This is a genomic window from Phocaeicola sp. HCN-40430 (assembly GCF_037890285.1).
Taxonomy (GTDB): domain Bacteria; phylum Bacteroidota; class Bacteroidia; order Bacteroidales; family Bacteroidaceae; genus Phocaeicola; species Phocaeicola acetigenes.
The window spans coordinates 52,113-78,748 of record NZ_JBBKBS010000006.1 but is presented as its reverse complement, the minus strand read 5'-3'; the positions used below and the strand labels follow the sequence as shown (position 1 = coordinate 78,748).

The 26,636-nt window shown below is 40.0% G+C and carries 21 protein-coding genes; 8 read left to right on the top strand and 13 right to left on the bottom strand.

The genetic code is table 11. The features are described 5' to 3' along the window. From WKU26_RS04260 to WKU26_RS04245, 4 genes are read left to right on the top strand one after another with little or no spacing between them, the layout of a single operon-like run. On the top strand, positions 1–909 hold the full coding sequence (locus WKU26_RS04260; protein WP_340321014.1) for a glycosyltransferase family 2 protein: 909 nt from the start codon (positions 1–3) through the stop codon (positions 907–909). 9 nt (positions 910–918) lie between these two features. Further along, the gene (locus WKU26_RS04255) at positions 919–1,833 is read left to right on the top strand and encodes a glycosyltransferase family 8 protein (RefSeq protein ID WP_340321013.1); all 915 of its coding nucleotides are present in this window, start codon (positions 919–921) and stop codon (positions 1,831–1,833) included. Positions 1,834–1,857: 24 nt separating this feature from the next. Next, positions 1,858–2,838, top strand: coding sequence for a glycosyltransferase family 2 protein (locus WKU26_RS04250; RefSeq protein WP_340321012.1), 981 nt, complete (start codon positions 1,858–1,860; stop codon positions 2,836–2,838). A gap of 30 nt (positions 2,839–2,868) precedes the next feature. Beyond that, on the top strand, positions 2,869–4,821 hold the full coding sequence (locus WKU26_RS04245; RefSeq protein WP_340321011.1) for a hypothetical protein: 1,953 nt from the start codon (positions 2,869–2,871) through the stop codon (positions 4,819–4,821). Positions 4,822–4,824: 3 nt separating this feature from the next. Here WKU26_RS04245 and WKU26_RS04240 read toward each other — a convergent pair whose 3' ends face one another. The 7 genes from WKU26_RS04240 to rfbA all read right to left on the bottom strand — a co-directional run bounded on the left by WKU26_RS04240 (position 4,825) and on the right by rfbA (position 12,875). Then, positions 4,825–5,799 (bottom strand): glycosyltransferase family 2 protein, encoded by a 975-nt coding sequence (locus tag WKU26_RS04240; protein WP_340321010.1) that lies wholly within the window; start codon positions 5,797–5,799, stop codon positions 4,825–4,827. Positions 5,800–5,816: 17 nt separating this feature from the next. After that, the gene (locus tag WKU26_RS04235; protein WP_340321009.1) at positions 5,817–6,788 is read right to left on the bottom strand and encodes a glycosyltransferase family 8 protein; all 972 of its coding nucleotides are present in this window, start codon (positions 6,786–6,788) and stop codon (positions 5,817–5,819) included. Between the two features lie 462 nt (positions 6,789–7,250). After that, positions 7,251–9,083 (bottom strand): ABC transporter ATP-binding protein, encoded by a 1,833-nt coding sequence (locus tag WKU26_RS04230; RefSeq protein ID WP_340321008.1) that lies wholly within the window; start codon positions 9,081–9,083, stop codon positions 7,251–7,253. Between the two features lie 206 nt (positions 9,084–9,289). Continuing rightward, positions 9,290–10,435 carry a dTDP-glucose 4,6-dehydratase gene (locus WKU26_RS04225; protein ID WP_340321007.1) on the bottom strand — a complete coding sequence of 382 codons (1,146 nt, stop codon included), beginning with the start codon at positions 10,433–10,435 and terminating at the stop codon, positions 9,290–9,292. Then, positions 10,422–11,375 (bottom strand): dTDP-4-dehydrorhamnose reductase, encoded by a 954-nt coding sequence (gene rfbD / locus WKU26_RS04220; RefSeq protein ID WP_340321006.1) that lies wholly within the window; start codon positions 11,373–11,375, stop codon positions 10,422–10,424. The genes WKU26_RS04225 and rfbD overlap by 14 nt, the downstream gene beginning before the upstream one ends. 20 nt (positions 11,376–11,395) lie before the next feature. Then, positions 11,396–11,968 carry a dTDP-4-dehydrorhamnose 3,5-epimerase gene (rfbC, locus tag WKU26_RS04215; protein WP_269876500.1) on the bottom strand — a complete coding sequence of 191 codons (573 nt, stop codon included), beginning with the start codon at positions 11,966–11,968 and terminating at the stop codon, positions 11,396–11,398. 1 nt (position 11,969) lies between these two features. Further along, positions 11,970–12,875 (bottom strand): glucose-1-phosphate thymidylyltransferase RfbA, encoded by a 906-nt coding sequence (gene rfbA, locus WKU26_RS04210; protein WP_340321005.1) that lies wholly within the window; start codon positions 12,873–12,875, stop codon positions 11,970–11,972. Positions 12,876–13,260: 385 nt separating this feature from the next. Between rfbA and WKU26_RS04205 the strand changes: the two genes are divergently transcribed. Then, complete coding sequence (locus tag WKU26_RS04205) at positions 13,261–14,175, top strand: lysophospholipid acyltransferase family protein (RefSeq protein WP_340321004.1); 915 nt, start codon at positions 13,261–13,263, stop codon at positions 14,173–14,175. 62 nt (positions 14,176–14,237) lie between these two features. On the opposite strand, the gene WKU26_RS04200 is transcribed toward WKU26_RS04205, so the two are convergent. Further along, the gene (locus WKU26_RS04200; protein ID WP_340321003.1) at positions 14,238–15,599 is read right to left on the bottom strand and encodes a metallophosphoesterase family protein; all 1,362 of its coding nucleotides are present in this window, start codon (positions 15,597–15,599) and stop codon (positions 14,238–14,240) included. Between the two features lie 110 nt (positions 15,600–15,709). Here WKU26_RS04200 and WKU26_RS04195 point away from each other — a divergent pair, with 110 nt between their 5' ends. Further along, entirely contained in the window at positions 15,710–17,674 is a 1,965-nt protein-coding gene (locus tag WKU26_RS04195; protein ID WP_340321002.1) for an LTA synthase family protein, read from the top strand. A gap of 87 nt (positions 17,675–17,761) precedes the next feature. On the opposite strand, the gene typA is transcribed toward WKU26_RS04195, so the two are convergent. After that, positions 17,762–19,567, bottom strand: a complete 1,806-nt coding sequence (typA, locus tag WKU26_RS04190) for a translational GTPase TypA (RefSeq protein WP_340321001.1) — start codon at positions 19,565–19,567, stop codon at positions 17,762–17,764. A gap of 239 nt (positions 19,568–19,806) precedes the next feature. Between typA and rpsO the strand changes: the two genes are divergently transcribed. Continuing rightward, positions 19,807–20,076, top strand: coding sequence for a 30S ribosomal protein S15 (gene rpsO / locus WKU26_RS04185; RefSeq protein ID WP_007560687.1), 270 nt, complete (start codon positions 19,807–19,809; stop codon positions 20,074–20,076). A gap of 350 nt (positions 20,077–20,426) precedes the next feature. Here rpsO and WKU26_RS04180 read toward each other — a convergent pair whose 3' ends face one another. Together WKU26_RS04180 and WKU26_RS04175 are read right to left on the bottom strand one after the other, a co-directional pair. Further along, a complete protein-coding gene (locus tag WKU26_RS04180; RefSeq protein ID WP_178267092.1) occupies positions 20,427–20,906 on the bottom strand; it encodes an S-ribosylhomocysteine lyase in 480 nt (159 codons plus the stop codon). Between the two features lie 192 nt (positions 20,907–21,098). After that, positions 21,099–21,794, bottom strand: a complete 696-nt coding sequence (locus tag WKU26_RS04175) for a 5'-methylthioadenosine/adenosylhomocysteine nucleosidase (protein ID WP_340321000.1) — start codon at positions 21,792–21,794, stop codon at positions 21,099–21,101. A gap of 96 nt (positions 21,795–21,890) precedes the next feature. Here WKU26_RS04175 and WKU26_RS04170 point away from each other — a divergent pair, with 96 nt between their 5' ends. Further along, positions 21,891–24,395 carry a YfhO family protein gene (locus WKU26_RS04170; protein ID WP_340320999.1) on the top strand — a complete coding sequence of 835 codons (2,505 nt, stop codon included), beginning with the start codon at positions 21,891–21,893 and terminating at the stop codon, positions 24,393–24,395. A 120-nt stretch (positions 24,396–24,515) separates the two neighbouring features. Here the strand turns inward: WKU26_RS04170 and WKU26_RS04165 are convergent, their stop codons facing one another. Both WKU26_RS04165 and WKU26_RS04160 read right to left on the bottom strand, forming a co-directional pair. Next, positions 24,516–25,265: a glycosyltransferase family 2 protein gene (locus WKU26_RS04165; protein ID WP_269878662.1), complete on the bottom strand. Its 750-nt coding sequence runs from the start codon at positions 25,263–25,265 to the stop codon at positions 24,516–24,518. Then, positions 25,258–26,520, bottom strand: coding sequence for a glycosyltransferase family 4 protein (locus tag WKU26_RS04160; RefSeq protein WP_178266978.1), 1,263 nt, complete (start codon positions 26,518–26,520; stop codon positions 25,258–25,260). The genes WKU26_RS04165 and WKU26_RS04160 overlap by 8 nt, the downstream gene beginning before the upstream one ends. Between the last annotated feature and the right edge of the window lie 116 nt (positions 26,521–26,636).

Below are 26,636 nucleotides of genomic sequence, written 5' to 3'. Positions count from 1 at the left end.
ATGGACGTGTTGTTGCTTTTGAAGAAGATTGTCTATGCGATAGTAGAGTTGCCTTTCTTTTTTGGAAAGGTGAGTCGCCCGCTGGTCTGCATGACTTTGCTGGTAAAGAACGAAGAGGATATACTGGAACAGAACCTTATCTTCCATAAAGAGAAGGGAGTGGATTTCTTTATTGTGACTGACAATAACTCTACAGACCGTACTCCGGAAATCTTGCGTAAGTATAAAGAGAAAGGCTGGATAAAGGAGATTATCGAAGAAAAAGCTACCGATTACCGTCAGAAAATATGGGTAGACCGGATGGTGTGGCGTGCCAAGACTGTTTATAAAGCCAACTGGGTGATTAATGCCGACGCAGATGAATTCTGGTATCCGGCTTCCGGTTCGCTGAAAGAGGCGCTACAGAAAACATCGGCCAATGTGATAAAATGCAGTATGAAGTGTGTCTATCCGGAAGAGAATAAAAGGTTGGAAGAGTGGAAATATACCGTAGATCCCGTAGAAGATATTGCTGCCTACGATTTGTCTCGCTATTCTCTGTTTGCCCGTCAGATTCCGAAAGTGATGCATCGTACAAAAGGGTATATCCAGATTTCAATGGGTAACCATAAAGTGACGATGTTTCCTAAGCGTACGGGAACAAGTGATGTACATATTTACCATTATAATATTCGCGGACGCAGCCAATTCCTTGAAAAGATGATTAACGGGGGAAAACAGTTGGAACAGAACCCCAGTAAGCACGGTGGACGACACTGGCGTTACTTTTATGCGCTGTATAAGGAAGGCAAGCTGAATGAAGAGTATGACAGAGTGATAGGTACAAATGTGTTCGACCGGCTGCAGGCAGACGGCTATATACACGAAGACTCTACGATGGCAGATTATTTCAAAAAGTTAAATCAATAGGGTAAGGCTATGAAACATATTGCATTTACTATCGACCATAAGTTTGTACGTTTTTGTGCTGTAACAATGGTTTCTATTCTGAAAAATGATACTCCTACGGAGGTAACTATACATGTTATAGCAAATGATTTATTGGAGGAAGACCGTAACATTCTGGTTGAATTGGCAACTTCTTATGGTGCAAAAATTGCATTTTATGAAGTTTCTTTGGAAAAATTGGAGGGTTATACCATCCGCTGGGAAGGCCAACGCTTGCCTATGGTCGTATTCTATCGCTGCTTGTTAGCTTCATTACTTCCTGAAGATGTAGATAAAGTATTGTATTTGGATAGTGATGTATTGGTATTACAGCCTTTGGATGAATTTTGGAATACAGATTTGGAAGGTAAGGCATTGGCCGGAGTTCCGGATGATTTTCAAGTAAATCCGGTTCATTGCAATCGTTTAGGTTATGATTTATCGTACAATTATTTTAATGGAGGAGTTTTGCTCTTAAATTTGAAGTATTGGCGTATGCATAATATTGAGCAGCAATGTAAGGTCTACTACCGTGAAAATCCCGATCGTGTATTATATAATGATCAGGATTTACTAAACGGACTTCTTCATGAGCATAAAGTACTGGTTGGTATGAAATGGAATGTACAAGAAGGAGCTTATCGTGTACCGAAAGGAAAGAGTGCTGACTGGCAACCCCCTTATAAGGAAACCATTCTTCACCCCGCTATCTTACATTATTCCTCACGTAAGCCTTGGCAGTACCATTGTATGCATCCATTGAGACATTTATATTTTGAATATCAAGATTTAACTCCGTGGAAAGGCGAGCATGTATTGAACGATTTTGGTCCTCGCTTTCATCGGTTTATGCATCTGCTTCCCTATACTTTGGGCTTTAAGCGAAGTAAATATTTAAGTTTGTAAATTTGGTCTTTACATTAAGATTTTATGGATAAAGCAAATCCGACCGTCAGCGTAATTGTTCCTAATTATAACTATGCACGTTATTTGGAGGCACGTCTTCAGTCTATTCTCAACCAATCTTTTCAGGATTTTGAGTTGATACTTTTGGATGATGCCTCTACAGACAACAGTGCAGAGGTTTTGGATAAATACAGGAATGATTTTCATGTATCACATATAGTAGTGAATGAAAAGAATACTGGAAGTCCTTTCCGTCAATGGATGAAAGGAATATTGTTGGCAAAAGGAGAGTGGGTATGGATTGCAGAAGCAGATGATTTGTGTGAGCCTGATTTTTTGGAAACATGTGTAAAGCAAGTTAACCAATATTCTAATGTAGCAGTATGTATGGTTGCTTCCCGTTTTATTGATGAAGATGGGGATATGTTGCAGGGACATGCAGATTATTGGGCTAGTAAGAAACCAAATGTATCGGCTTGTTTTTTTCCAGGAAAAGCCTATGCAGCGCATAATATGTATTGGAATAACTGTATTATCAATGCCAGTGGTGTATTATTCCGTCGTTCTTATGCAGTGAAATTATATGATTCTGTATTTCTGAATATGCGCTATAGTGGAGATTGGGTATTTTGGTTCCAGATGTTGCTACAAGGAAATATGGTTGAGGTATATAGAGAATTGAATTATTTTCGTCAACATACATCAAAGGTAAGTGTGGAAGGTATTAATTCGGGAAAGCGGATAAAAGAGGATATTGATACCTATGTATTGATGGAGAACACTTTCCCTGATATTGGTATCTATAAGCGCAGATTGGCTCATGGACAGCTTTATCGGAAAATAAAGAAAGTGAAGAATGTAGAGAAGCAGGCCGAACTTAGCCAGTATCTTTATGAGAAATTAGGAGGAAAAGCCTCAGATTTGAGACTTTTCCATATAAATAAATATTTAAGATGGGTATGCCCGTGGATAATAACTCTGAAGAGAGATAGACTTAAAAAATGAGTTTATAAACAATATTAAATAGAATGGATTATGAAACTTGCTTCATTTGATATATTTGATACTACATTGATTCGTAAATGTGGAGTACCGGAGAATATCTTCTATCTTTTATCTAAGCATTTATATCCGGAAAATCCTGTTTTGCAAAACTCTTTTTTCTTGTGGAGAAGAGAGGCTGAAAAGAAAGCTATGTTTCGTTTCTGTCATTCAAATTTGAATTTGGCTCAGATTTATCAGGAGTTTGATTCACTGTCTTTTCCTGAGTGGAATATTGACAATTTGATGGAAGAGGAAATAAAAACAGAATTGATTAACTTAATACCTGTGTATGAGATAAAACAATTAATAGCAAAAAAGCGGAGTGAGGGTTATGTTATTTGTTTTATCTCTGATATGTATCTTCCAAGTAAATATTTAAAAGATAAACTTATAGCTGAGGGATGTGCTCTTCCTACTGATCGGGTTTTTGTTTCATGTGAAATGAATGGAACAAAGAGCAATGGAAATTTATACGATATTGTACGTAATCATTATGAAGATATTACCGTTTGGGAGCATTATGGTGATAATTTACAGAGTGACTATAGAAAAGCTTTGAAAAAAAGGATAAAAGCCACTTTAATAAAAACAGAGTATACAGATTTGGAGAAATCTGTATTGGCCTCTTCAGTGCTGTTGCCTTTTTATATGGATTTGTCTGTCCTAATTGGATTACAGCGAGCGACTCGTCTTTCTTTAGCCGGTAAGAGTGATGATATTGAGAATGCAGCAGACTTAATAGTTTCATTGTATTTGCCCTATGTGATGTTTATTTTGCAAAAAGCAAAAGAATCAGGTATAAAGAAACTTTATTTTTTGTCTCGAGATAGCTATATTTTACAACAAGCGGCAGAAGCGTTACATAAAGATTATTTAGATGTAGAGTTACATTATTTGTTTGTATCGCGCTATTCTCTCTTTTTGCCCAGTATTTATACTTTGAACCGTGAAGAGCTGTATGAAAACAAAGGTATCTCTCCTTTTTATCGTTATAATGTGAAAGTTGCTGATATTCTAAAAAATCTTCGTATTAATAAGGAGGATTTTGGAGAGGCCTTTACTCGGCAAATAACATTTTCTCAGATATCAACACCAGAAGAAGAAGATTTATTTTTTCAAGTTTTACAATCTCCGGAAATAAAGGATAAAATTTTAAGAAAAGCTTGTGAGGAAAGAAAGATTCTGCTGGATTATTTTGAGCAAGAAGGAATGTTGGATAACGAGAAGCAGGCCTTAGTTGATGTGGGTTGGATCGGTACTTCAAGGCTGATGATCAACCGCATATTGGAGAAGGAAAGATTACAACAAAGTTTTACTTTCTATTTGGGATGTGCTTCCGACTGTCTTCCTGCTCGATATGGTCGTTATTATAGTTTTTATGGAGATAATCTGTATAAGCCTTCTATTGTTGCTTTATTAGAACAGTATTATTCAGCTTCTCCTTATGCTTCTACTAAAGGATATCATTATGATATCAATGGAAAGGTGGCAGTAGATTTTAAAGAGAGAAAGTTTATGCCATCTCAAGAGGTTGTAGAGAGTAATGTAAAAACCTTTCGTCACTTTTTGTGGCTGGCAGACTCTTATTGTTTGTCAGATTATTCGAAAGCAATGTCTGTATGGGGAAGCATGTTTTTACAGACGTTTTTAGATATGCGTTGTAAACTCAAGCTGTCAACTTTTAATAAACTAGGGATTTATGAAGATGGATTAAGGTGTTATCGTGTATTGCAGAAAGTCAATATCTTTCAATTCTTTTCTTATTTTTATAAAGGGAAAATAAAACATATTTATTTCCCCCGGCATAGTATTTATTATACTTATAAAATTACAGTATGTAAGCCTGAAAATAGTTTCCGGGAAAAGAAAAGACATTTTGTGAAAAACTATCTGAGACCATATAAGGCAAAAATATTTCGTATATTAAAATGGAGGAAGAAATGATATTCATTTCTTCCTTAAACGGTCTTTATCTTCAGTTATAACCCAAGGTATAAAGCTTAGATGTAGGTTAAACTTTAAAAAATAGTAGTCAAGTGTAGGGTTTGAATTAAAAGATTGCTTATATAAATCTTTTAATTTCTTTTTTATAGTATGATTTTTCATTTTACGCACTATTCTGTAGATAGATGCGTGATGCAATTTTTTCTTATAATTACTGAAATTAGGGAAATATGCTTCCATATATAGGCTGACAGAGAATGATTCTTCCCATATTAGACCACTTTCCATTCCTTTTTTTGTTTGTGATTGGTGAAACCTATATATATTAAGGTTTTGATAAATTTCTGTGACATTACCTTGCAAAACCATACGAAACCAAAATAGCCAGTCGCCACAGTTTTTCATTTTTAAGAAGTCTTCATGCTGTAAATGTAATGCTTTTTCTTTGGAAAAAATAGCTGCACTGGCATTTATTACGGTATTTCTCCAGTATAAATTATGACTTGCGAAATCTTCTCCTGAGAATGTGGCATAACCATCTTTTTCTCTACCATTCCATAAATTGAAATCACCTTCTATATACTCACTTTTGTCATTCATACATTTAGTCCCAGTATATACAAAAGACAAATTTTCTTCATTTACGTGTTGCATGCAAGTTTCAAGGAAATTGAGTTCGGCTGAATCATCTGCTTCTGCAATCCATATCCATTTCCCTTTAGCTAAAGAAATTCCTTTCATCCATTGCTTAAAAGGACTTCCGCTATTTTTTTCATTTATAATTATCTGTGAAACTTTGGGGTGAGTCTTGTATTTATTCAAAACTTCTGCGCTGTTATCTGTAGAAGCGTCATCTAAAAGTATCAATTCGAAATCTTGAAAGGTTTGATTTATAATTGATTGTAGACGCTCATCTAAATAATGTGCATAATTATAGTTTGGGACTATAATACTAAGTGTACAATTGAAATTTGACATTGTAAAGTCTGTATTAGTTAGTTTTTATGGAAATATTTTGATATTAATTTCTTAAAGAATATTTTTCTTATTCTTTTATATGAACTGTCTGATAAAATCTGGTTTGGAATAGATTGATGATAGTTGATATAAAATTGTTCGTCTTTAAATATAGAATGTTTATAATAATACCACCAATATTCACTTCTTGGGCAAAAGCTATTCCAAGGTTTATTTCCGGTATAATGTATGATGCCATTGTCTGCATTGTCAATCTCTTCAGCTTTTAACTTTTGAAATTCTTTATTATGTAGAGCGAGAGTATATAACACAGATGTATAATTGTATTGAAGCGGTAAGAAAGAAATCTTATCTTTACATACGATATTTATAATATCCTGATCCTGATATGTATATTTTTTATTTTTATGTTGCAAGCATAGAGAGGTAAAGTTGTATTTTTGTAATGCCTCAATGTTCATGATAAGTATCCCTGCATTGATGTAAGATTCAGGATTACAGCCTATTTCTCTCCAGTAGGAAAAATCTATTCCCTGATGATATGTTGGCGATTCGCAAACTCCAAATAAACAGATCTCTGTTTTTGCTTGGCATGAAAGAAAAACTTGAGATAAATCACATTCTATTATTGTATCTACATCCAAATAAAATACAGTTTGATAATTGGTTTGATTTAAGCTATTAATTTGGGGCATTAATTCGGGTATTAATAATCTGTAATAAGTGCTGATGGTAATGTTTCTTATTTCATATGCCCCTTGAAATGCATTTCCAATACTAAAGAAAGAAATTCTGCATTGATTAGGATATTTGTCTTGTAATATTAATAATTTATTTCTGTATTCAGTTGTGAGATCTTGTTCGTTGTAAAGAATAATAAAATCATAAAACGTTTCTGAATGTTTATTCAGAAGAAGTGAAGTAATACAAACTCCAGCTGGAATAACCATATTTTTATCAAAGCAGAAAATAATAGGGATATTAATCATGTTTGTATTTGTTTGGAGAGATATATAAATTAAGATGTCTTCTTTTCTATAGTGTAAAACATTGCAAATGTAATTCTTTTATTTTATAAATACAAAAAATATGCTAAGACTGCGTGAGATGAGTTGTAAACTATAGAGAAATAATAATATTTAAGAAAGAATATAAATCCTCTTTTGTTTTGCTACAATAATATTTGACCTTATAAGTGTGAAATATAAAAATCATTATTGTATGAATCTTTAATTAAACATATGATTGTTATAATATTTTATGCAATAGAGGGAGTTGCAAAAGACTTTTTATGGAAAATGTATCTATTTTATTAATCCAATAAAAATTAAGAGTTGAGTGTTGTTAATCTGTTTTTGCGATTGGCTTTATATAATTTATCCTTCATGTAGAATCTAGTTGTAAGTTGTACATGAAGGATAAAAGTAAAACTTTCAATAAGAGTAGGCTTGTTATAATGCCTGCATGTCGTGCAGACGTTTGTAATAGCCGTTCTTTTTAACCAATTCATCATGTTTTCCGCTTTCTACAATACGGCCTTCGTATAATACGTAAATGCGGTCGGCGTTCTTGATGGTAGAAAGACGGTGTGCAATGGCAATAGTGGTACGTGTTTTCATCAGACGCTCCAATGCTTCTTGTACCAGACGTTCGCTTTCTGTATCAAGGGCAGAAGTGGCTTCATCCAATATCAGGATGGCCGGGTTTTTCAAGATGGCACGGGCAATAGAGATACGCTGGCGTTGACCTCCCGACAGGCGGCATCCGCGGTCTCCAATGTTGGTATCGTATCCCTTTTCTGTTTCCATAATAAAGTCGTGTGCATTGGCTATTTTGGCTGCTTCTATTACCTGCTCCATGGTAGCATTCTCTACTCCGAAGGCAATATTATTGAAGAAGCTATCGTTGAACAGGATGGCTTCTTGATTTACGTTTCCTATCAGTCCGCGTAAATCCATAACTTGCACATCCTTGATATTGATGCCATCAATCAGGATTTCGCCCTGTTGTACATCGTGAAAGCGAGGAACTAAGTCAACCAATGTAGATTTTCCTGAACCACTTTGTCCAACTAAGGCAATGGTTTCCCCTTTACGGACATGTAAGCTGACATCGTGTAATACTTCATGGGTACCGTAACTGAAGGAGATATGATGAAATTCCAAGCCTTCTTTCATTTCATGAATATGAGCAGCATCCGGGCGTTCTACGATGTTGTTGGGGGCTTTCAGAATCTTGTCCACGCGTTCCATGGAGGCCAGGCCTCTTGGTATATTGTAGCTTGCTTTTGATAAATCTTTCAGAGGGTTAATAACACTGTAAAGAATTACCATGTAGAAAATGAAGGTGGAGGCATTGATGGTAGAGCTTTCATTTAAGATAAGAGAACCTCCAAACCAAAGTACAAGAACTATCAGTACGGTTCCTAAAAATTCACTGACTGGATGTGCAAGACTCTGACGCATAGCAACTCTATTGACGGCATCACGATATTCATTGCTGCATTTTACGAAACGCTGTATCATTTTTTCTTCCGCAATAAAGGCCTTGATGATACGCATTCCTCCTAATGTTTCCTCTAATTGCGACATGGTTTCACTCCATTTGTTTTGTGCTTCTAAGGATTGGCGCTTTAGTTTTCTACCTACACGCCCCATTACCCATCCCATAGCAGGAAGTACAATAATGGTAAATAAAGTAAGTTGCCAACTGGTTATAATTAAGGTAGTGAAATAGGAAATAATTAAGATAGGATTTTTTAGCAACATATCGAGTGAGCTAGTGATGGAGTTTTCGATTTCTCCCACGTCTCCACTCATACGGGCAATGATATCACCTTTGCGTTCCTCGGACAGGAAACTGAGTGGCAAATACATGACTTTTGAATAGACCATAATGCGGATATCACGTACTACTCCGGTACGCAGAGGAACCATAATGGCGGTAGAACCAAAATAACAGGCTGTCTTAAGAAGAGTCATTCCTGCCAGAAAGAGTCCTAACCATAATAGTGTAGTAGCTGGTCCAAATATCTCAATTAGTTGAGATACGTAATAATAGAAGTTATTGATGGCTACATCTTTTAGTTCGCCGCTTCCCCATTCCATATATTGATAGACCACTTGTGCATCACTTGTTTTAAATAAGATATTTAAAATAGGAATGAGAAGTGAGAAGGAGAATACATTGAATATAGCTGATAATATATTCAGTATGATAGCACCGAATACATATTTTTTGTAAGGCGAGATAAATCGCCGCATCATTTGGAAAAATTCTTTCATGTAGGAATTTTATTTATTCGTGATATAAGGTTACAAAGATAGTAAATTCTTTTGATGTATATAGTTACTTATGGTTTTGTAGGGCATTGTATAAGAATCATTCACTTCTTAAAACACTATTTTCTAGTGCTTGGATTAGTTAAAGAAGCCAGTATTTTAGTTTTTTTCTTGTACTGGCTTCTTTTTGTTTGTGATGTGTATATAGTTTATTTTCCTTTATACATATCCTCATAATACTTCTGATAGTCACCCGAAGTCACGTTATCCATCCATTCCTGGTTATCCAGATACCAGCGGACAGTCTTTTCGATACCCTCTTCAAACTGCAGGCTCGGTTCCCATCCCAGTTCTTTCTGAAGCTTGGTGGAGTCGATGGCATAACGCATGTCGTGTCCCAGACGGTCGGTCACGTAGGTAATCAGGTCCATATCCTCACCCTCTTTTCTGCCCAGCAGACGGTCTACTGTATTGATTACCACCTTGATGATGTCGATGTTTTTCCATTCATTAAAACCGCCGATGTTGTATGTTTCCGCAATCTTTCCGTTGTGGAAAATCACATCAATCGCACGTGCATGATCTTCTACAAACAGCCAGTCGCGCACGTTTTCTCCCTTACCGTATACCGGCAACGGCTTGCGGTGACGGATGTTGTTGATGAACAGCGGAATTAGCTTTTCCGGGAACTGATACGGTCCGTAGTTGTTCGAGCAGTTGGTTACGATAGTCGGCATACCGTATGTATCGTGGAATGCACGGACAAAATGGTCCGAACTTGCTTTCGAAGCCGAGTAGGGGCTGTGCGGATTATACTTGGTATCTTCGTAGAAGAAATCCTTACCGTATGCCAGGTGATGCTCCGAAGAAGAAGCCGTGGTAGTGAACGGAGGCTCGATACCTTCCGGATGTGTCATCTCCAGTGCACCGTACACCTCGTCGGTAGAGATGTGATAGAAACGTTTTCCCTCATATTTTTCAGGCAATCCTTCCCAGTACAGTTTGGCAGCCTGCAGCAGAGCCAGTGTACCCATTACATTGGTACGTGCAAAGGTAAACGGATCCTTGATGCTGCGGTCTACATGACTTTCTGCAGCCAGATGGATGATACCGTCCACATGATACTGCTGCATCAGTTCCATCATCTTGTCGAAATCACAGATATCTGCCTTTACGAACACATAGTTCGGCCGGTTCTCGATATCCTTCAAGTTAGCCAGATTACCTGCATAAGTCAGCTTGTCCAGATTGATGATGCGATACTCCGGATACTTGTTTACAAACAGGCGTACCACATGACTTCCGATAAATCCGGCACCGCCGGTTACGATAATATTGCGTTTAAATTGTTCCATAATTACTTGTTGTTTGTTGAGTCGTTATTTTTTTCAGTGCATCCATATTGGCCATACACACTTTCAGCGAGTCTGTCCAGTATGGAATCTTCAGACCGAAAGTCTGTTTGATTTTTGCCTTGTCGAGCACCGAATATGCCGGTCTTGTCACCGGGCTTGGGAATTCATTGCTGTGACACGGCTGGATATCACATTCCGTATTTCCTGCCAGTTCTGCAATCCGTTTGGTAAAGTCGTACCACGAACATACCCCTTCGTTGCTGAAGTGGTAAATTCCCGTTTTGCTGTATCCCTGCTTCGGCTGTTCGGCAGCATAATCATCCAGTACCGCCTTGATGGCTACAGCCAGATCCAGTGCATAGGTCGGAGTACCCGCCTGGTCGAACACCACATTCAGCGTCGGCTTGGTAGCAGTCAGGTTCAGCATGGTCTTCACGAAGTTTCTTCCGAATTCCGAGTACAGCCATGCCGTACGCAGAATCACATGGTCGCATCCGGTCGCTTCGATAAACTGTTCTCCTTCCAGCTTGGTCTGTCCGTATACACCGGTCGGCGTACCCTTCTGTTCTTCGCGGCAAGGCGTATTGTACGGATCCCCTCCGAATACATAGTCGGTAGATACCTGTACCAGCAGTCCGCCTGCCTCCTTCATGGCTTCCGCCAGAATCCTGGGAGCCGTAGCATTCAGTTTCCGGCACAGCTCTACATCACTCTCTGCCTTATCTACATTGGTATAAGCCGCACAGTTCACAATACAGTCAATCTTTTCCTTCTTCACCATCCCGTATACCGCATCGGCATCTGTCATGTCCAGCAAAGTTGTTTCCACACCTTCCGCTTCCACCACATCGGTAAACAGAAAGCGATATCCTGTATTCTTGCTTATGATACGCATTTCGTGGCCCAGCTGACCGTTTGCGCCTGTCACTAAAATATTCATGGTTTGTTTCCTTCCCCTTATTATTTATATAAATCTTCATTGTAATCAAACAGCCAGTCGGCATCCTTCAGTCGGGGATGATGCTTGTCCTTTTCAGACAGAATCACCTTATCCGCCGGTACACCCCAGTCGATACCCAGGTCCGGATCATCCCAAGCCAGTGCCCCTTCGCTCTGCGGCGCATAGAAGTTATCGCACTTATACTGGAAGATAACCTCCGGAGTCAGCACACTGAAACCGTGTGCAAATCCGCGCGGGATGAAGAACTGGCGGTGATTCTCCTCAGTCAGTTCCACAGCCACATGCTTTCCGAAAGTCGGCGAACCCTTGCGGATGTCCACAGCCACGTCCAGCACAGCCCCTTTGATGACACGCACCAGCTTACTCTGTGCGTAAGGCGGTTTCTGAAAGTGCAGTCCGCGCAGCACACCGTAACCCGATTTGCTTTCGTTGTCCTGTACAAACTTCACGGTACGTACCTGTTCGTTGAAGTTCCGTTCCGAGAACGATTCGAAGAAATACCCTCTGTCGTCTTTAAACAGGCGCGGTTCGATAATCACCACACCTTCTATATCTGTTTTAATTACATTCATATCAATCCAAGTTTTCTTTACCAGTGCGTTCCACTTCTTCAATCACTTTCAGCAGATACTGTCCGTACTGATTCTTCAGCATCGGCTGGGCTTCCTCACGCAGTTTGTCTGCAGTAATCCATCCCTTACGGAAAGCAATACCTTCCAGACACGCCACTTTCAGTCCCTGACGCTTCTCTATCACTTCAATGTAAGTAGAAGCCTCCGCCAGCGAGTCGTGTGTTCCCGTATCCAGCCATGCAAAACCACGTCCCAGCGTCTGTACCTTCAATTCCCCGTCTTCCAGAAACCGCTGGTTCACAGTCGTAATCTCCAGTTCTCCGCGAGCCGACGGTTTGATACCTTTCGCCACTTCCACCACCTTGTTCGGATAGAAATACAGCCCCACTACCGCATAGTTCGATTTCGGGTGCAGCGGTTTTTCCTCTATCGACAGACAGTTTCCGTCCTTGTCGAAGTCAGCCACCCCGTATCGTTCCGGATCGCTTACCCAGTAGCCGAATACGGTAGCCTTCTGTTCCTCTTCTGCAGTGCGTACCGCTTCGTGCAGCATGGCACCGAATCCGTTTCCGTGGAAGATATTGTCACCCAGCACCAGACAGGCCGAGTCGTTTCCAATGAATTTCTCCCCGATAATGAAAGCCTGTGCCAGACCATCGGGAGAAGGCTGCTCTGCATACTCAAAGCGTACACCGAAGTTGCTGCCGTCACCCAGCAGACGCTGGAATCCCGGAAGATCTTGTGGTGTAGAGATAATCAGAATCTCGCGGATGCCGGCCAGCATCAATACAGAGATTGGATAGTAAATCATCGGTTTGTCGAAAATAGGGAGCATCTGTTTGCTCACTCCCTTGGTGATAGGGTATAAACGTGTACCGCTACCGCCGGCTAAAACGATACCTTTCATAATATATTAGGATAAGAAAGAAAAGATTCAAATGATCCCTTTAAAATATATAGTATTTTCATATTTGATAAGGATAATATTATTTCTATTCTACAAAGATATGATTTTGAATATATTCATGCAAATGAATCACTTTTCGTTTTTATACGGCTTTAATTATTGTAGTTTGTTTTTTGTTAGAGTGAATCAGATTTCTTAATCTTATGCTTTAATAGCATTAAATATCTTTACAGATTTCTTTTACTCTTATCGTTTAAATTATTCGGAGATAAAAAATGAATATTGAAAGAAGGAAAGAGTGGCTGTTTTTTCGCTATAGTCCCCTTGATTAGTATAGTATTTACATAATATTTTTTATTTTTGCATATCAATAAAAATTCCCCTAATGAAAATAGTATACTATATAATTTTTACTTTTTGGTATTTGTTGTCTTTATTGCCATTAAAAGTCTTATATGTCTTTTCAGATCTATTGTTTTTTCCTCTTTATTATGGGGTAAAATATCGACGGGATATTGTACATCGGAATATAGCGGATTCTTTTCCAGAAAAAAGTGAAAAAGAAATTTTACAAATCGAAAAACGATTTTATCATTTTTTCTGCGATTACATATTAGAAACCATTAAACTGTTCTCTATGTCGAAAAAGCAAATGATGAAGCGAATGACGTTTAGTGGATTAGATGAAGTAAAACAAACTTTGGATAAAGAAAACAAAAAGTGTTGTTTTCTTTATTTAGGGCATTATTGTAATTGGGAGTATGTGGCCTCTTTACAATATTGGTTACCGGAAATACATTGTGGACAGATTTATCATCCTTTGTATAATAAGGCGTTCGATAAATTATTTCTTCGTTTAAGAGGAAAATTTGGAGGAGAGTCAATTCCAATGAAAGAGACTTTACGCCGGTTAATTACACTTAGTAAAGGAGAAAAGAAGATTATGATTGGTTTTATCTCCGATCAGGCTCCAGGATGGGAGGGAATGGATCATTGGACTACCTTCTTGCATCGTGATACTGCTTTTTTTCAGGGTACGGAACGTATCGGACGCAAATTGGATGCAGCGGTTTATTATTTGAAAGTGGTACCGGTAAAGAGAGGATATTATCATGCCACTTTTGAATTGTTGACATTACATCCTGAAGAGTTACCTCAGTACCGTTTGACTGATATGTATTCCGAACATCTTGAACAACAAATAAAAGAAAATCCTGCCTACTGGTTATGGAGTCATAACCGTTGGAAACGGACAAAAGAAGCTTGGTTGAAAATGTCGTGGAATACTCAAAAGCCATAAGAAAAACTATTCTTATGGCTTTTGAGTCAGCAGTATGCAGTTTCCAAAGAGCTGCATAACCTTTATTCAATACCTTTTCTATGCTTATATTCTTCAATACGCATACGGAAAGCTTCCTCTTTTTTGCTTCCATTGGATTGGAATATCAGTTTTTCCGGAATGTTTTGTCCTCTATCGTTGAGTTTAATATTTCCTTTATCCGATTTTATAATATCCATAGAGTCATATAAACTATTATCAGTTGCATCGTATGCGTTCATAGTCAAAGTATCTCCATGTATATGTATTTGCTGATAGTAGCGGCTACCAGTACCAAATTTATCGAATCGTTCGTCAAACTGGATAAGATAATTCTTCGGCGAACAGTGGCTTACAGTATAAACAGGAGGAACTGCATTTCCATTTTCTGTATGATTCGTCATGCGGGCGTAAGCATGCTCATGACCTTGCAGAACCAGATCTACTCCATATTGTTCTATTAAAGAGTTAAACATTAGTCGTTGAGAGAGATTATTCATCTCTCCTTTGATAGAGTATAGCGGATGATGCAAAACAACGATTTTCCAACGTGCCGTACTCTTTTTCAACTCTTCTTCCAACCATCGTTTCTGTGTCCACAAATAGAAAAACTCACGGTTACTATCCAGGCAGAACAGTTGCATGTCATTATATTTTAATGTATATACCTGATTTTCTCCTACCATAGAGTCGAGGAAATAAGAAAATATCAGTGAAAAACGGCGTTCCAGTTTACGAATGACGTATTTCAGATAGTCGTGATTTCCTGTAACAGTAAGGACAGGGTAGTATTGGCCGATAGCCTCCAGTCCGCGATACGTTTCTTCCCAGCGCTGTTCGGTAGGGCGCTCCGTAAGGTCACCTCCAAAAACAAGAAATTCAGTTTCCGGATGCTGTTCGAAAGCTTCTTTGAAAAAAGTATTAGCTTTTCCGTTAATACTATCCTGTACGTCCCCTACGTAAAGGAAAGAATAGTCGTTACGGGTAGAAGAATTGTATGTACGGAAATGATACCACGGAGATACATTATCTTCATTACAAACCCGATAAGTATAATAGTGACCTGGCTGTAAAGAGCGAAGTCTTGCCACATAATAAGCAGCTTGTCCACTTCGAGAACGGAATATTTCTCCTTGTGCTGGAATACGAATGGTATCTTTGCTGAGTGTATCAACCAAATCAACGTGTGAAGGAACAACGATTGAGTCGTATTGCCAACTGATGTTGCGTGAAAGTTCGTTATTATCACCGAATGTGAGTAATACTCTTCCCGGTTGACTAAGGGGAGAATAAGGTGCCTCTTCTTCATTATGAAACCAAGCACTCCAGCGCGAATTTATCCAAAATCCAAGTCCTAATAAAATAATAAATGTAATGCTTAGTTTAATGAGCGTTTTCTTTTTCATCTTATAATTGATTTGGGAGTATGATACAAAGATAGCTAATTTAAAATAAGAGCTTAGCTTCTTTTGGAAAATTATAGCTAACTTTGTCTTCTCACAACAAAATGTCAATCATGAAAAAGATTCTGTTTTCCAATGTTTTTTCTTTAGTCTGGAACCTGCTTCTGGTGTATATATGTTATTCTCTGTGCCGTCTTGCTTTTTTGCTTGAGAATTTTCGTCTGTTCGCCGATCATTTAGACTGGGGCTATGCCTTGAGTTTGTTTGGAGCCGGTTTGATATTCGATACTTCGGCTATTTTATATACCAATGCCTTGTTCATTCTTCTTTTTCTGCTGCCTTTACACTGGAAAGAAACAAAATCATTTTATCGTATCGTACGTGGAATATATGTAACAGTCAACGGTCTTTTTTTAGCCATAAATCTCATCGACTGCGTATACTTCCGTTTCGCCGGCCGGCGTACCACAATGAGTGTATTTCAGGAATTCGGCAATGAGGGAGGAGGCAATCTGACCTCTATATTTGCCACTGAGTTTCTTTCACACTGGTATCTGGTTTTGTTAGCTGTTCTTCTTTTTTACAGCCTGTATAAACTGTATCGTGCTCCTCAGAATATTCCTGTATATAGTAAATGGCAATATTATGTAGTACAATTAGCTGCATTGTTGGTAGCTATACCTTTTACTGTATTTGGTATGAGAGGTGGAATGACTACTGCTACTCGTCCGATAACCATCAGTAATGCCAATCAGTATGTAAACCGTCCGTTGGATGCCGGTATCGTACTGAATACGCCGTTCTCTGTGTTCCGTACATTGGGAAAGAGAGCATTTGTAGTCCCCGATTATCTTTCCGAGCAAGAAGCAACAGCTCTGTATTCGCCTGTGCATGTACCAGGAGATTCGGTACAGTTCAAACCGATGAATGTCGTGGTAATTATTTGGGAAAGCTTTACCAAAGAATTTGTCGGCAGCTTGAATCCCGGACTTGAAGGCGGAAAGTATAGAGGATATACACCTTTTATTGATTCTCTGCTGACCAAAAGTCTGACTTTTACCTGTACATACGCCAATGGTCGTAAGAGCATTGAAGGCATGCCTTCGGTTCTGTCGTCTATTCCCAGTTTTGTAGAACCGTTTTTCCTTACTCCTGCCTCATTGAATGATGTGTCGGGAGTTGCAGGTGAACTGACCAAACATAAAGGATATTATTCTGCGTTCTTTCATGGAGCCATGAATGGTTCGATGGGATTCCAGGCATTTGCACGTTCTACCGGTTTTCAGGATTATTTCGGCCGTACAGAATATAATGAAGACCCACGTTATCATGGTGATAAGGATTTTGATGGAACATGGGCTATTTGGGATGAAGAGTTTTTGCAATATTATTGTGATAAAATGACCGAATTTAAAGAGCCTTTTGTAACCTCTGTTTTTACAGCAAGTTCGCACCATCCGTTTGCCGTACCGGCGCGCTATGAAGGCAAGTTTCCGGAAGGACCAACTCCGCTTCAGCGTTGTATAGGTTATACAGACAATGCTTTACGGCTTTTCTTTGAAAAGGCATCCCGTCAGCCTTGGTTTAAAAATACGTTGTTTGTGATTACGGCAGACCATACCAGTCTGGGAACCTATCCCGAGTACCTGACCGATTTGGGAATGTATAGTGTACCAATCTTATTTTATGCACCCGGAATGCCCGAACTTTGTGGTATGGAAGATAAGATTGTGGAGCAGATAGACATTATGCCTACTGTACTGGGGATACTGGGTTACGACAGGCCGTATATATGCTTTGGCCAGGATGCAATCCGTACCCCTGCTAAAGATAAGTTTGCAGTCAACAATCTGCTGGGAACCAATATCTATCAGTTTGTAAAGGGAGACTATCTGATTCAGTTCGATGGTGAACAGGTTACAAAAGCCTATCTGTACCGTACAGACTCTCTGCTGAAAGAAGATGTAAAAAATAGTATGCCACAAGAAATACTCCAGTCTATGGAAAAGCAGTTAAAATCCATTATTCAGCAATATATGCAACGGATGAATACGAATGGTTTGGTATACAAAGAATAAATATAGTTTTAAAAAGCAGAAAGCCAACTAATCTTTTGATTAGTTGGCTTTCTGCTTTTTTATATTTCTCAAATATGTTTTGATGAATTAGTTGTTTTTGTTGGCACGTTTACGTTCTGTTTCATCCAAGATTACTTTACGCATACGCATGCTTTTCGGAGTTACTTCTACATATTCGTCTTCCTTGATATATTCCAATGCTTCTTCCAAAGAGAATACAATCGGCGGAATGATACGAGCCTTGTCGTCCGAACCGGAAGCACGCATGTTGGTAAGTTTCTTCGATTTGGTTACGTTGATTACCAAGTCGTTTTCGTGAACGTGTTCACCTACTACCTGACCGGCATATACTTCATCCTGCGGATAGATGAAGAACTTACCGCGGTCTTGCAGTTTGTCAATTGCATATGCAAAGGCAGTTCCTGCTTCCATGGCAATCATAGAACCGTTTGTACGGCGAGGGATATCTCCCTTGAACGGCTGATATTCTTTAAAGCGGTGTGCCATGATAGCTTCTCCTTGTGAAGCAGTCAGGACGTTAGTACGCAGACCAATGATACCACGTGAAGGCATGTCGAATTCAATGTTTACACGGTCGCCCTGAGTTTCCATTGATACCATTTCACCTTTACGGCGAGTTACCATATCAATCATCTTGCTGGCGAACTCTTCGGGTACGCTGATAGTCAGCTCTTCAATCGGTTCGCATTTTACACCGTCTATTTCCTTGAAGATAACCTGTGGCTGACCTACCTGAAGTTCGTATCCTTCACGGCGCATGGTTTCAATCAATACAGACAGGTGAAGCACACCGCGTCCCGATACAATCCATTTTCCGTCTTCGTTTTCTGTTTTGCGTACACGCAAAGCCAGGTTTTTGTCCAATTCTTTCGTCAGACGGTCATGAATATGGCGTGAAGTTACAAACTTACCTTCTTTACCAAAGAACGGAGAGTCGTTGATTGTAAAGAGCATGCTCATGGTCGGCTCGTCGATGGCAATAGGTGGCAATGCTTCCGGGTTTTCGAAATCGCAAATAGTATCGCCAATTTCAAATCCTTCTACACCTACGATAGCGCAGATGTCGCCCGAAGAAACCGATTCCACTTTTTTGCGTCCCAATCCTTCGAAAGTATGTACTTCCTTGATTTTCGATTTTGTCATCGAACCGTCACGTTTTACCAGTGTGATGTTCATACCTTCTTTCAAAGTACCTCTATGCACACGTCCTACGGCAATACGTCCGGTATACGAAGAATAATCCAATGATGTAATCAACATTTGTGGAGTACCTTCCAGCTGTTTCGGAGCCGGAATATATTTGATGATAGCATCCAGCAGAGGGGTAATGGTACCGGTTGGAGTCTTCCAGTCTTCGCCCATCCAGTTATTCTTTGCAGAACCGTATACTACCGGGAAATCGAGCTGGTCTTCTGTGGCGTTCAAACTGAACATCAGGTCGAATACCATTTCGTATACTTCTTCCGGACGGCAGTTCGGTTTATCTACCTTGTTTACAACCACAATTGGTTTCAAGCCAATTTGTAATGCTTTTTGCAGCACAAAACGGGTCTGTGGCATAGGACCTTCGAATGCATCTACCAACAGAATACATCCGTCTGCCATATTCAATACACGTTCTACTTCACCTCCGAAGTCGGCGTGTCCCGGAGTATCGATGATATTAATTTTTGTACCCTTGTAATTGATGGATACGTTTTTAGAAAGGATTGTAATTCCTCTTTCACGTTCCAGATCGTTGTTATCCAGCACCAATTCACCATTGGTTTGGTCATTGCGGAACAAGTGTCCCGCCAGCATCATTTTGTCCACCAGTGTAGTCTTTCCATGGTCTACGTGGGCAATAATGGCAATGTTTCTAATGTCTTGCATACTATACCTATATATTTGGTCGCAAATTTACGATTTTTTCTTCAATAATTATAGTGAAAATCTTGATTTTGGCTGAATAAAGTTGGCCGATGTTTTTCCTTTGTAACCATTATTTTGCATTGTTTGTGCGATACCCTTCTTTCTTTTCAATATTTTTTTGCTTAACTCATTGTTATTTGGAAGATTATCTTTACCTTTGCACCGCAAATCAAATTTATACATTTTAAAAAGTCAAAATTATGTATTTAGACGCAGCTAAAAAACAAGAAATCTTTGGAAAGTACGGAAAGTCTAACACTGATACTGGCTCACCTGAAGCGCAGATAGCATTGTTTTCATACCGTATTTCTCACCTGACTGAGCACATGAAGCTCAACAGAAAAGATTATAGCACTGAAAGAGCTCTGACAACTTTGGTAGGTAAGCGTCGTTCTTTGCTGAACTACCTGAAAAGCCGTGATATCGAAAGATACCGTGCTATTGTAAAAGAACTCGGTCTGCGTAAGTAATCCGTTACTTGCTGCAAACAAACACAAAAGTCCTACTTTCCAGACAAGGAAGGCAGGACTTTTTGTTTATCCCCCAAGGGGAGTAATATCTTTTATGATTAGTCATGTGGTTTTAAGTGTCGGGATATGTTGTTGCATTGCCGTCGTCGGCTGTATAAACGACGTTGCCGGTTGTACGGCCAACGACGTTGTTTGTGCAGCCGACGTCGTCGGATAAAGAACATAACAGTTGCTTTATGGTTTTAATTGCTATAACCCCGAGTAGCGGATATATAATTGAAAATCCTTGCCTGTCATAGTGTAAAAATGACGGACAAGGATTTTTCAACAATATGTGTATAACTTACGGTTTACTGTGGGTATTGCAGATTGGCCTCTGTAGCCTGCTCCAGTACTTCGTGCAGGTATTTGGCTGCTTCCCACTTGGCCATCGGCAGATTCATCATGAGATAATTTCCGCAATCTCTGGCTGTTGCTCCGGGTACATCTCCTTCAAATTCAGCGATAAAGCGGAAGGTTTCCTGCATCAGTGGAAGAATATCTTTCGATTCGAGTTCGCCTTTCATCACCAGATAATTGCCGGTAAGACATCCCATAGGTCCCCAGTAGATAATCTTGTCTGCCCATACCGGATGGTTGCGCAGGAACGTAGCTGCCAGGTGCTCCATCGTGTGGATGGCAGAAGGACTCAGAGCCGGTTCACGGTTGGGCTCTTTCATACGGATATCGAAAGTAGTTACAATTTCATTGCCTACCTCATCCCGACGAGACACATAAATACCACGCAACAGGTGGATATGGTCGATGGTAAAGCTTGGAATCTTCTTCATATGTTTTTTTGAGTTTTTGAGTTCTTTCGTTTTTGAGTTTGTTTGAGCTTTTGAATTCTTGGGTTTCATTTTTACTTGTAAAATATTTTGGCTTGCTGATTATTGAGCTTGTCTGCTCACAATCTATAGGCTTGCCAGTTCAACCCATACAAAATCTGCCCGCTCAGATATAAAAACTTACAAACTTAAAATCTAAATCTTATTAGGTAATGCTCTCAAGAAAGTCTCTGTGACATGGAAAGAGCGGTCTGCCATTTCTCCCCAGAAATTCTGGTACTGCTCGAAATGCTTGTCGGCTCCCGGTGTATCGCTGATGATACGGAAGCTGATGAATGGTACCTTATATAAATAGCAAACCTGTGCGATGGCTGCCGACTCCATGTCAACTGCCAGCCCTTCCGGGAAATTTCCCTTAATGGCTTCCAGTTCACTCTGGTCGGTGATGAATTTATCGCCACTGCAAATCAGACCTCCGTGAATCGCAGTTTCTGTATCGAGCGACAATGCACAATTGTACAATGTTTCATTACCCTCGAAGAAAGTAGGCAAGCCTTGAATCTGTCCGTATGCATTGCCTTCTCCGCACCATACATCGTGGTATACAATCTGGCGGCTGGCTACTACATCCATCACTTTCAGGCAAGTATCAATACCTCCGGCTACACCGGTACTGATGATACAGTCGGGGTGAAAGTTGCGGATCAGCTCAACCGAGCCGGCTGCTGCGTTTACTTTCCCGATACCACATTGCATCAGGATAATAGTATTGTTTTTAATGGTTCCTTCCGTATAGGTAAAAGGACCTTCTGTACGTTCGGTTTTGTTTTCCAGTTGGTTGGCCAGTTGCTTCTGTTCCGAAGACATGGCAGTAATGATTCCTATTTTCATATTAAAATTCTATTTTCGGTGGTAAAGTTACTACTTTTCAAGGAGTATTATGTTATCTTTGCTCTCCGAAAACATTTATTAATAGACTATTTTGCTATGAATTTACTGAAGAAACTACTACCTGATATCGTGGCAGTTGTATTGTTTGCAGTTCTTTCGTTTGCCTATTTTTATCCGGCAGTTACCGAGGGACGTATTTTGGCGCAACACGATGCAGTAGCCGGTATTGGAGCCGGTCAGGAAGCGAAGGAATATTATGGTCGTACCGGAGAATCGACTCGCTGGACCAATTCTTTGTTTGGAGGAATGCCTACTTACCAGCTTGCTCCCAGTTATGAATCGAGCCGTATGCTGAACTATGTACAAAATGTGTACAGCCTTTTTCTTCCTACTTATGTGTGGTATGTATTTGTCATGCTGTTGGGATTTTATATCCTGTTGCGTGCATTTAATTTCAAGGTATGGATGTCGGCTTTGGGAGCTATTGTATGGGCATTCTCTTCTTATTTCTTTATCATTATAGCTGCCGGACACATCTGGAAGTTTGTGACATTGGCCTATATTCCGCCTACAATTGCCGGAATGGTGTTGGTGTATAGAGGGAAATATTTGTCGGGCAGTTTGCTTACGGCATTATTTGTAGCCTTGCAGATTGCGTCCAATCATGCTCAGATGAGTTACTACTTCTTGTTTGTCATGCTGTTTATGGCTGTGGCATATGGAGTGATTGCCTGGAAGGAAAAACAATTACCTCGTTTCCTTAAAGCATCGGGGGTATTGGTTGTGGCCGGACTGGTGGGTGTGTGTATCAATCTTTCCAATTTGTATCATACTTACCAGTACAGTAAAGAGAGTATGCGCGGAAAGAGTGAACTGGTAAAAGAAAATTCGGCTAATCAGACGGGTAGTGGTTTGGAACGTGACTATATTACTCAATGGAGTTATGGTATAGGGGAAACCTTCTCTCTGCTTGTTCCCAATGTAAAAGGTGGGGCTTCGGTGCCTTTGGCAGAGAATAAGACTGCAATGAAGAAAGCAGATCCTATGTATATGGGGCTGTATAGTCAGATTGGACAATACTGGGGTGAGCAGCCGGGAACATCAGGTCCGGTGTATGTGGGTGCTTTCATTGTCTTTCTGTTTATTTTAGGATGTTTTGTAGTGCAAGGACCGATGAAGTGGGCTTTGGTTGCCGGTACACTTTTCTCCATTTTGCTGTCATGGGGAAAGAATTTCATGGGGCTGACCGATTTCTTCATCGATTATATACCTATGTATAATAAATTCCGTGCCGTATCGTCTATTCTTGTCATAGCCGAGTTTACGATTCCCCTGCTGGCTATTATGGCATTGAAAGAAGTGATCGAACGTCCTTCCCTGATTAAGGAGAAAGCAAAAGCCTTTTATATCAGTTTGGGACTTACCGGAGGACTTGCCTTGCTGTTTGCAATTGCTCCACGATTCTTTTTCCCGTCTTATGTGTCGACTATGGAAATGGCTGCTTTGCAGAATGCTATTCCGGCGGACCAATTGGCTCCTATTCTGATGAATCTGGAAGAAATGCGTGTCGCTATCTTCACTGCCGATGCATGGCGCAGTTTCTTTATTGTAGTAATTGGAGTGGCTTTGCTATGGGCATATGCTGCCGGAAAGATGAAGGCCTCGTGGCTGATAGCGGCTCTGACGGTATTATGTCTGGCAGATATGTGGAACGTAAACAAACGCTATCTGTACGATGAGCAGTTTGTGGCCAAAGGAACAGAAATGCAGCCTTTCCTAAAACCGACTGAGACTGACGCTGAGATACTGAAGGATAAATCTTTGGATTATCGCGTGTTGAATCTGTCTTCCAATACGTTTAATGAAAACAATACTTCGTACTGGCATAAGAGCATCGGTGGTTATCATGCTGCCAAATTGCGTCGCTATCAGGAGATGATAGAGGAGCATATACAGGGTGAGATGACCGACTTATTTAAACAGATACCGGAAGTTCAGGCAGATATGGAGAAAGTGGACGGTTCTCATTTCCCTGTGCTGAATATGTTGAATACGCGCTATTTCATTTTCCCGCTACAAGGAGGAAAGACATTGCCAATTTATAATCCGTATGCATTGGGTAATGCGTGGTTTGTGGATGAAGTTCAGTATGCTAATAATGCGAATGAAGAGATAGAAGCAATCCATCATCTGAATCCGGCTACTACTGCTGTGGTAGATAAGAAGTTTGCAGAAGAAGTGAAGGCGGTAAAAGAGTCGGTATCAGACAGTACAAGAAGCATTGTGCTGAAAGAATATCAGCCTAATGCACTGACTTACGAAGTGAAATCGTCTAAAGGTGGAACGGTAGTATTCTCCGAAATCTATTATCCGGGATGGCAGTCGTTCATCGATGGAGAGGAAGTGGCACACGGCAGAGCTAATTATATTCTGCGTGCAATGGATGTACCGGCAGGAACACACACTATTACCTTTACTTTCGACCCGAAATCGCTGCATATTACAGAAACAATTGCATTTATAGCAATGGGGCTGTTAATTGCCGGGGCCTTGGTGATATTGTTGTTGTCTATACGCAGACAAAAGCAGACACAGGCATAATATATCGTGTAGAACGATAAAATAAGAATTCCTCATTATACATTGTCTTTTCAATGTATAATGAGGAATTTTTTATTGAGTGAGTGACAAAGCAAACCGTGTCATCTTCTGTTGTCTTTCTTATTTCCGGTAAAGCAGACGGAACACAAAGCCAATGTGGTGGAGTACGGTAGATACATATCCGTAGTGCTTGCACATGATGTGGAAACGTTCTTTGAGCGAGGCTTTATGATTGCGGGTTGTCATTCCTTCGTTGAGGTAGTCAATCAAAGTAAGGTGGGTATTATGAAGATTGTGGCTTTTCTTCATGATACGGATACACCAGTCGAAATCGGCAGAGAAACGGTAATGTAAGTCATACGGTTCGACCAGTTCGCGTCGTGCAAAAAATGCCTGATGGCATACCAGCATTCCCTTTCGGAAACTTTTCCATGTCAGCTGTTCAGGGGCAGAAAGGCGTCGCATACGTACAAAATGTCCTTCTTCATCTACAAGCTGGGTCTCTCCATACAAGACATCCGGTAATACCTCTCCGGTAATGGAATGTACCATTAGTAACAGTGTATCGTCTTCGTGTAAGGCATCGCCGGCATTAAGAAAACAGATGTAATCGCCCGTAGCCACACGTATACCTTTATTCATGGCATCGTATAACCCTTTGTCTGGTTCACTTATCACTGTGTGTATATGCGTTTTGTAGCGGTTGATGATATCCAGTGTCCCATCCTTTGACCCTCCGTCTATAATGATATATTCCACTCCCTTATAGGTCTGGGTGATGACACTTTGAATCGTATCCTCCAGAACTTGGGCTGCATTATAGGTCACAGTGATGATGGAGAACTTGGGATGTAAGTGGGTATTATGCATTGTTTCCTGTAATCTGGTTATAGATTTGAATATATTTCATTGCCACAGTATGTTCGGAATACGAATTCATTACTTTACGGCGTGCTTCTTCACTTAGGCTTTCATAATCTCCTTCTGTGAGTGACCAATGAATGCCATTGGCTAAATCTTCTGCCGATTTATATTGTGCGATATAGCCGTTGTGCAGATGGTCAATCATTTGGGGAATTCCTCCGGTATTAAAACCTACACAAGGTATTCCACAAGCCATAGCTTCCATGATTGTATTGGGAAGATTTTCATGCAGAGAAGGATTGACAAATAAATCGGCCGCATTGTAGATGTGGGCAATTTCTTTTTCGTCCTGAACGAAATCAAGACAATAGATTGGGAAAGGGAAAAGCTCTGCATATTGCTGTGATTCTTTTCCAACCACCACCACTCCTAACGAACGTGAAAACTCCGGATACTGTGTAGTTATCAGCTTACATGCGTCAACCAAGAAATCAATACCTTTGTTTTTATCGGTAATCTTCATGGAACTGAAGAGTAGTAGCTTTTTGTCTGCAGGCAGGTGAAGTTTTTCCCGAATCGCTTTTTTGTCCAGCGGACGGAACAAATTCGTATTAATTGGATTGGGGATGTTGGTTACAGTGTGTCCTTGTGTCAGGACACTTTTCTTAGCCAGTCCTTCCAACCATTGGCTACATGTTACAAAAGTAATGTTTCCGTTGCTGTATAGTTTTTGCTTCTGGCGGAATATCCGATAAGAAAGGTCGTGCTTATGGCCTTTGTACAGTAGTGGGCAACTATGGCATTGCTTGGTATATTTCTCGCATGTGCGGGCATGGTGACAGATTCCGGTGACAGGCCACATGTCGTGTAATGTCCATACGACAGGCTTGCCGGATTCTAAAATTTTGCGGATACTTTTCAGTGAAAGCATTCCTTGATTAATCCAATGTAAATGGATAACATCTGCTTGCTGGAATTCGGGTAAAGAAGTAATATCAGTACCTGTATTGGCTATATCAACGGCAAAGAGGTTGTGCTTGTGAAAATGGTTGGCTTTCCAAATGACAATACGTTCCCACACAAACTGTGCTACCTTACGCCATGATTTTTTCAGTGCAACAACGGTAACTTGGTCAGTTTGCTTGTCCCGTACCAGCATTTTAGCCTTGATTCCACTGTTTTTTAACGCTGTCATCAAACGGTTGGCGGCAATAGCTGCTCCTCCGGTTCTTTCCGATGTATTGATGATAAGTACCCTCATTCCATTTTATTTTTTGCAAAGGTAATTATTTTATGGCATATTGTAATTATGTGTGAAAAATTGTAGAGCATGAGAAGTTGCTATTATTAGACATAAGGTTTATGCCTGTTAAAGAA